This is a genomic window from Streptomyces sp. 8L, assembly GCF_020176795.1.
Taxonomy (GTDB): domain Bacteria; phylum Actinomycetota; class Actinomycetes; order Streptomycetales; family Streptomycetaceae; genus Streptomyces.
Window position 1 is genome coordinate 1 of the sequence record NZ_JAIUKE010000646.1, and the last position, 5,195, is coordinate 5,195.

6 protein-coding genes are annotated in these 5,195 nt (G+C 71.5%); 2 read left to right on the forward strand and 4 right to left on the reverse strand.

Translation table 11 applies throughout. The annotated features are described in order from the left end of the window. Positions 1 to 131: 131 nt before the first annotated feature. Together LCE31_RS36400 and LCE31_RS36405 are read left to right on the forward strand one after the other, a co-directional pair. Entirely contained in the window at positions 132 to 599 is a 468-nt protein-coding gene (locus LCE31_RS36400; protein WP_225022215.1) for an OsmC family protein, read from the forward strand. A gap of 10 nt (positions 600 to 609) precedes the next feature. Beyond that, positions 610 to 1,281 carry a GntR family transcriptional regulator gene (locus tag LCE31_RS36405; RefSeq protein ID WP_225022217.1) on the forward strand — a complete coding sequence of 224 codons (672 nt, stop codon included), beginning with the start codon at positions 610 to 612 and terminating at the stop codon, positions 1,279 to 1,281. A 29-nt stretch (positions 1,282 to 1,310) separates the two neighbouring features. On the opposite strand, the gene LCE31_RS36410 is transcribed toward LCE31_RS36405, so the two are convergent. The 4 genes from LCE31_RS36410 to gcvH all read right to left on the reverse strand — a co-directional run bounded on the left by LCE31_RS36410 (position 1,311) and on the right by gcvH (position 5,133). Further along, complete coding sequence (locus LCE31_RS36410; protein ID WP_225022218.1) at positions 1,311 to 1,679, reverse strand: SH3 domain-containing protein; 369 nt, start codon at positions 1,677 to 1,679, stop codon at positions 1,311 to 1,313. 217 nt (positions 1,680 to 1,896) lie between these two features. Next, positions 1,897 to 3,279 (reverse strand): L-serine ammonia-lyase, encoded by a 1,383-nt coding sequence (locus LCE31_RS36415; protein WP_225022219.1) that lies wholly within the window; start codon positions 3,277 to 3,279, stop codon positions 1,897 to 1,899. 170 nt (positions 3,280 to 3,449) lie between these two features. Then, the gene (glyA, locus tag LCE31_RS36420) at positions 3,450 to 4,712 is read right to left on the reverse strand and encodes a serine hydroxymethyltransferase (RefSeq protein ID WP_308042378.1); all 1,263 of its coding nucleotides are present in this window, start codon (positions 4,710 to 4,712) and stop codon (positions 3,450 to 3,452) included. 43 nt (positions 4,713 to 4,755) lie between these two features. Next, on the reverse strand, positions 4,756 to 5,133 hold the full coding sequence (gene gcvH / locus LCE31_RS36425) for a glycine cleavage system protein GcvH (RefSeq protein ID WP_225022220.1): 378 nt from the start codon (positions 5,131 to 5,133) through the stop codon (positions 4,756 to 4,758). Between the last annotated feature and the right edge of the window lie 62 nt (positions 5,134 to 5,195).

Below are 5,195 nucleotides of genomic sequence, written 5' to 3' on the forward strand. Positions count from 1 at the left end.
CCTCCCCCCAGGCCCGCGACACACCACGCCGTACGACCTGACCCCGACCCCCGGCGAACCCGCCGTCCACCCAGGGGCGGGCCACCCGGGCACTTCCCGAAGCCGTATCCGAGACAAGGAGAGAAACAGCCATGACGACGTACGACGACAGCGTCACCGTCACCACCACCAGGACCGCGGGCAGGTTCCTGGCCGAGGCACGCGAGCAGTTCCTCGTCACCGACTCGACGGGCGGCCGGGGCGGACTCGGCCAGGCGTGGCTCGCCGGCGAGCTGCTGCTCGCCTCGCTCGGCACGTGCGCGGTCAGCAGCATCACCCACTTCGCGCGCGAGGAGGGCGCCGCGCTCGACGACGTCGCGACGGTCGTGGGCTACACCCGCGACGAGACCGACCCCACGCGGTACGAGGAGGTCGTGCTGTCCGTCACCACCTGGGGCGTCGACCAGGAGACGGGCGAGCGGCTCACCCGCCTCTACACCGAGAACTGTCCGGTCTACGGAACGATCTCACGCGGCGGCAAGGTGACCGTCCACGTCGACGCCCGCCCCGGCGACCCGGCGCGCCGAGGTCCCGGCGTGACCGGCGCCGCGGCCCGTTAGGCTGGCGGGCATGAGTCTCGGCCCGGCGCACGCCCCCACCAAGAGCGAGGTCGCGTACGAGGCACTGCTCCGTGCGATCAGGACGGGCGAGCTGGCGCCGGGCCAGCGGGTCGTACTCGGCGCGCTCGCCGAGCAGTTGCAGATGAGCCAGACACCGGTGCGCGACGCGCTCTCGCTCCTGGCCGAGCAGGGCCTGGTGATCCGCCGCCCCAACCACACCACCGTGATCGGCGGCCAGCCCGCGGAGCGCTCCTCCGAGGTCTCCATGGTGCGCTCCATCCTGGAGCCGGAGGCCGCGAAGCTGGCCGCCCTGCGGGGGGAGCCGGGCGACGTGGCGGCGATGGCGGCGGCCTGCGACGCGCTGGACGCGGCGCTCGCTGACGGCGGCCAGGCGGCGTCCGGTGACCTGAACGCGCGCTTCCACCTCGCGGTCGCCCGCGCCTGCGGATCACCGATGCTGGCCGACTTCGTCGGACGGGTCTGGCGGCAGATGCCGCTCGAAGGCCTCACGGCCAGCGGCCAACTCGCCCGCGCGGCCCAGGAACACCGGGCCGTGCTCGACGCGGTACGGGCCGGCGACGGGGACGCGGCGCGCGCCCTGATGGCGGAGCACGTCGGCCACGCCGCCCGGGCCACCGAGGACTACCTGCGCCGCGTCGCCCAGGCCGCCCCGCGCCCCTGACACCGGCCCGCCTCCCGCCGACGGGACCGTCAGCAGAGGTAGGCGGCCCCGCCGGGCCAGTTCAGGTAGTCCCCGTCGACCCAGCCCGTGATGCCGGTCGTCTTGTCGGTGACATACGCCCAGTCGCCGCTGCTCGCGCTGCACCGGAGAGTGACGGACTGCCCCGGATAGCCCGACCCGAGAACCGTGCACGACGTGGAGGGGCCGCTGCGGATGTTGACCCCCGACGTATTGAACGATGCCGCGGTCTTCTGGTTGGTCGTCGGCTTGGAACCACAGGTGGCCGCGGGCGCCGACGGCGCTGCCGACGCCGGGGCGGCGAGGTCGGCGAGGGCCAGCGCGGCGATCGCGGTCAGCGCGAACAACGGACGGCGTCTGCGCAGACGAGGACGAGGCATGTTTCCCCCTTTGTGGACATGGGACGGTCTCGATGAGCCCGTCGGGCCCCGGACGACCGGTGCCCATAGGAGAAATGGATGCCCTGAGGACGCACCCCCTAAGGGGCGGTAACGAGACGTTCTCCGTCCGCGCGCCGAGCGCCGGCCAACGGTCGCCACCACGCGCGCCGGTCCGCAGAGCGGGGTCCGGTTGAACCCCTGGTCAGGCCCTATGGCATCAGCACTCGATGATGTTCACCGCGAGCCCACCCCGCGCGGTCTCCTTGTACTTGACCGACATGTCGCGGCCGGTGTCACGCATCGTTTTGATGACCTTGTCGAGGGAGACCTTGTGGCTGCCGTCGCCGCGCAGGGCCATCTTCGCCGCGGTCACGGCCTTGACCGCCGCCATGCCGTTGCGTTCGATGCACGGGATCTGGACCAGGCCGCCGACCGGGTCGCAGGTCAGGCCCAGGTTGTGCTCCATGCCGATCTCGGCCGCGTTCTCCACCTGCTCGGCGCTGCCGCCCAGGACCTCGGCGAGGGCGCCGGCCGCCATCGAGCAGGCGGAGCCGACCTCGCCCTGGCAGCCGACCTCGGCGCCGGAGATCGACGCGTTCTCCTTGAAGAGCATGCCGATGGCGCCCGCCGCGAGCAGGAAGCGGACCACGTCGTCGTCGCGCTCCTCGGGCGTCGCGCCGTGGGCGCAGAAGTTCATGTAGTAGTGCAGGACGGCCGGGATGATGCCCGCCGCGCCGTTGGTGGGGGCGGTGACGACCCGGCCGCCCGCGGCGTTCTCCTCGTTCACGGCCATCGCGTAGAGGGTGATCCACTCCATCGCGTGGGTGTGCGGGTCGCCCTCGGCGCGCAGCTGGCGCGCGGAGTTGGCGGCGCGCCGCCGTACCTTCAGGCCGCCCGGCAGGTTGCCCTCACAGGACATGCCCCGTCCCACGCACGCGAGCATGACCTGCCAGATCTCCAGCAGCCCCGCCCTGACCTCGGCCTCCGTACGCCAGGCCAGCTCGTTCTGGAGCATCAGCGCGGAGATCGAGAGGCCCGTCTCGCGGGTGAGGCGCAGCAGCTCGTCACCGGTGCGGAAGGGGTGCTTGAGGACGGTGTCGTCCAGCTTGATGCGGTCCTCGCCCACCGCCTCCTCGTCCACGACGAAGCCGCCGCCGACCGAGTAGTACGTCTTCTCCAGCAAGGTCCCGCCCGCGGAGTCGTACGCGGTGACCTTCATGCCGTTCGCGTGGTACGGCAGCCGCTTGCGGCGGTGCAGGACCAGGTCCTTCTCGCTGTCGAACGTGATCTCGTGCACGCCCAGCAGATTCAGCCTGCCGCTTGTGGAGATACGTTCCACCTCTTCGTCGGCGTGCTCGATGTCGACGGTGCGCGGCGCGTTGCCCTCCAGGCCGAGCAGGACCGCCTTCGGCGTGCCGTGCCCGTGCCCGGTCGCGCCGAGCGACCCGTACAGCTCCGCGTGCACCGACGCCACGTGGACCAGCAGGCCCTCGTTCTTCAGCCGCTGCGCGAACATGCGCGCGGCGCGCATCGGGCCGACCGTGTGCGAGCTGGACGGGCCGATGCCGATCGAGAACAGGTCGAAGACCGAGATGGCCACGGAGAACTCCTTGCTGGTCGGCGGACGCCGTTGTCCGCCAGGTGGGCCGTACCGGCCGGCGGGGCGGTACGGGTCCTGACACGTACGGTGGCGCGCGGCGGGGCACCGCGCACCACACTCCAGTGTGACGCGATGCCCCGCGAACGGCCTGACGCGCTGTGCGCGGTCGGCTACAGCGTCGGGTACAGCGGGTGCTTCGCGGCCAGCGCCGCCACCCGCACGCCCAGGTCCTCGCGGTCGAAGGACGGCTTGAGGGCCTGCGCGATGACATCCGCCACTTCGGCGAAGTCCTCCGCGGTGAAGCCGCGGGTGGCCAGCGCGGGGGTGCCGATCCTGAGGCCCGAGGTGACCATCGGCGGCCGGGGGTCGTTCGGCACCGCGTTGCGGTTGACCGTGATGCCGATCTCGTGCAGCCGGTCCTCGGCCTGCTGTCCGTCCAGCTCCGAGTTCCGCAGGTCGACGAGGACCAGGTGGACGTCCGTACCGCCGGACAGGACGGAGACGCCCGCCCCCGTCACGTCGTCGCGGCCCAGGCGCTCGGCCAGGATGCGCGCGCCGTCCAGGGTGCGCTGCTGGCGCTCCTTGAAGTCGTCCGTCGCGGCGACCTTGAACGCGACCGCCTTGCCCGCGATGACGTGCTCCAGCGGACCGCCCTGCTGACCGGGGAAGACCGCGGAGTTGATCTTCTTCGCCAGCTCGGCCGTCGAGAGGATCACACCGCCGCGCGGGCCGCCCAGCGTCTTGTGGGTGGTCGTCGTCACCACGTGCGCGTGCGGCACCGGGTTCGGGTGCAGGCCCGCGGCGACGAGCCCCGCGAAGTGCGCCATGTCGACCATCAGGTACGCGCCGACCTCGTCGGCGATCCGGCGGAAGGCCGCGAAGTCCAGCTGCCTGGGGTACGCCGACCAGCCCGCGACGATCAGCTGCGGGCGGGTCTCCTTCGCCAGGCGCTCCACCTCGGCCATGTCGACCTGGCCGCTCTCGCCGTCGACGTGGTAGGGCACCACGTTGTACAGCTTGCCGGAGAAGTTGATCTTCATGCCGTGGGTGAGGTGCCCGCCGTGCGCGAGGTTCAGACCCATGATCGTGTCGCCCGGCTTCAGCAGCGCGAACATCGCCGCCGCGTTGGCCTGGGCGCCCGAGTGGGGCTGCACGTTCGCGTGCTCCGCACCGAACAGCGCCTTCACGCGGTCGATGGCGATCTGCTCGATCACATCGACGTGCTCGCAGCCACCGTAGTAACGGCGGCCCGGGTAGCCCTCCGCGTACTTGTTGGTGAGGACCGAGCCCTGCGCCTCCATCACGGCGACCGGGGCGAAGTTCTCCGAGGCGATCATCTCCAGCGTCGACTGCTGGCGGTGCAGCTCCGCGTCGACGGCGGCGGCGACGTCCGGGTCGAGCTCGTGCAGCGGGGTGTTCAGGAGCGAAGACAAAGCGGATCAGTCCCTGGTGTCGGTTGCGTCGGTGGCGGCGGCGTCAGTTGCCGGCGAACTCGGTGTACTCGTCGGCCGAGAGCAGGTCGTCGGGCTCCGCGGAGACGCGGACCCTGAACAGCCAGCCGCCCTCGAAGGGAGCCGTGTTGACCAGCGACGGGTCGTCCGCCACGTCCTGGTTGACCGCCGTGACCTCGCCGCTGACCGGCGCGTAGAGGTCGCTGACCGACTTGGTGGACTCCAGCTCGCCGCAGGTCTCGCCCGCGCTCACCGTGTCCCCGATCTCAGGGAGCTGTACGTAGACGACGTCGCCCAGGGCGTTCGCCGCGAACTCCGTGATGCCGACCGTCGACACGCCGTCCTCGGCGGCCGTCAGCCACTCGTGCTCCTTGCTGTAGCGCAGCTGCTGCGGGTTGCTCATGAGCTGAATTCTCCTGTACGCGGGTGGGCAGCCGGAACCGGCCGGGTGGAGTGGGGGTGGTG

Excerpts from the sequence above, each read along its gene's own strand:
- LCE31_RS36410 (WP_225022218.1), bottom strand. The coding sequence starts at position 1,679 with ATGCCTCGTCCTCGTCTGCGCAGACGCCGTCCGTTGTTCGCGCTGACC.
- LCE31_RS36405 (WP_225022217.1), top strand. The coding sequence starts at position 610 with ATGAGTCTCGGCCCGGCGCACGCCCCCACCAAGAGCGAGGTCGCGTAC.
- gcvH (WP_225022220.1), bottom strand. The coding sequence starts at position 5,133 with ATGAGCAACCCGCAGCAGCTGCGCTACAGCAAGGAGCACGAGTGGCTG.
- LCE31_RS36400 (WP_225022215.1), top strand. The coding sequence starts at position 132 with ATGACGACGTACGACGACAGCGTCACCGTCACCACCACCAGGACCGCG.